Here is a 1822-nt window from a genome sequence, read left to right as displayed (position 1 = left end):
GCCGACCCATTTGTGCAAGCGCCAGGCAATTTGCAAAGTTACAACCGCTATAGCTATGTAATGAATAATCCGATGAGCTATACCGATCCAAGTGGGTATTTTTTCAAAAAGCTTGGGAAGTTTGTTAAGCGGTACTGGAAAGCGATCGTAGCGGTTGCTGTGACTTATTTTACAGCTGGTGCGGCATCAGGATGGGTTTCTACATGGGGAGCAACTTGGGGAACTGCTGCAACAGCAACTACTGCAGCTACTCTGACAACTGCTGGCGCGGTAGCAACTGGTGCAATAGCAGGCGCTGTTGGTGGTGCTGTAGGAGGTGCATTAATCACAGGTAATTTGCGAGGAGCTGTCAGAGGGGCATTTACCGGAGCTATTGCAGGTGCTGCTGGCGGTTATGCTAACTTTGGTGATGTTACTGGATGGGGTGATGCTGCGCAAAGGATTGGTGTCTCTGCGTTGGGTGGTTGTGGCGCTGGAAAGGCTTCTGGTAGTTCTTGTGGTAAAGGTGCTAGCACCGCCGCTATGGTGCAAGCTTTGACTATGGGCGCAAGTGAGTTATACAAAAAGGTCAGTACAAAAACTAGCAAACAAACTGAACTGCCATACAACGAGAATGGTAAACCTCACTTGAAACAGAGAGGGCAGTCTGATGTTGGCTCTCAATTAGATGATATCTCTTATGAGCAATGGAAAAAAGGCATTTTAAAATCTAAAGACATTGGCATGGCTTATGATAAATCACCTTTCATGCAAAGAGCTGGAAAATGGCCTTATATGGATGCTTTTGCTGAGTTTCATGATGGATTTCATGACTATTTTTTTGTTCCTGACGATCAAGTATCTTTAATTCTAACAATGGCACCATCGTATGCAGTTACTGTTCTTGCTGCGGCTCAGCCTTTTTCTGATTACTATTACATACACTTAATTAATCGGAGACGCTACTAGTGAAAGATATAGCAAAGTCTTTTTTTTGGGCATTAGTTCTAGTTCTAACGATGGTATCGTGCGCAGCCGGACATCAAGATTTCATCAATTTTAGAAATAACTTTGATGTTGGACGAGAAATAATGTTTAAAACCAGCCCAGATCGATTTTCAAGAGCAGGTGAGTATATTAGAGGTGATTACGTAATTTCAGGTGATGGACTATTAAATGTTAATACAAATAGTGAAGGTCAACTTGTTTATCATGTATTCGTACAGCAGATATTGCCGAACACTAGAATGGAAAAAGAGTGGATTGGTAAATGTTTAATTTACTACATTGTTGACCCGGAGACATATATTGTTAAAAGTTGGGGATTTGATGACGGTGGAAATCCTCTAAGTTGTAGAACGTTTACTTGATTTTTAATAGGCAGGAAAAAATAGGACATCCAAACTTTGGACATGTGAAAAGTAAATTCGAAGACTCCCACCAAAGGAAAAAAAGCAGGACATCCAGATTTAAGTGCGAATTGCGGACCGAAAAAGGTGTTGGTGCTAATTAGATTTATAGAGAGAGAACAATGATGAAAATAATTTTAATTGCAATAACATTATTATTTGCTGTTGGCGCGCAAGCTGATACCACCGCCAAAATTGATAAGATATTAATGTATGAAGACGGTAACCTAGTTTATATCTACCCGGTGGGTGGCGTACAAAATAAACCGGCTTGTCATGGCGCTAATGGTGATTCATACGTATGACCTTAACGAGCTAACTCATTGATTATTATGTGGCATTAAGCATTTAAATAGGCCGGTTTTCTGGTCTCGTTTCACATTTTGGCGTTGGCAATGTTGTGCTAAAAATGCCATCGCGTTATTCATGGCGTT

General features: G+C 41.1%; 3 protein-coding genes. All 3 read left to right on the top strand.

The window, feature by feature from the left end:
* A partial coding sequence (locus VT06_RS17685; RefSeq protein WP_235357467.1) for a hypothetical protein occupies positions 1-948 on the top strand: 948 nt, incomplete at its 5' end.
* Entirely contained in the window at positions 948-1349 is a 402-nt protein-coding gene (locus VT06_RS16620; protein WP_046555448.1) for a hypothetical protein, read from the top strand. The genes VT06_RS17685 and VT06_RS16620, both read left to right, overlap by 1 nt.
* Before the next feature lie 161 nt (positions 1350-1510).
* Entirely contained in the window at positions 1511-1693 is a 183-nt protein-coding gene (locus VT06_RS18510) for a hypothetical protein (RefSeq protein ID WP_046555447.1), read from the top strand.
* Positions 1694-1822 lie beyond the last annotated feature (129 nt).

It is taken from the genome of Arsukibacterium sp. MJ3, assembly GCF_000987765.1.
Lineage (GTDB): Bacteria > Pseudomonadota > Gammaproteobacteria > Enterobacterales > Alteromonadaceae > Alishewanella.
The sequence above is the reverse complement of the archived record's forward strand: the minus strand, read 5'-3'. Positions and strand labels throughout refer to the sequence as shown.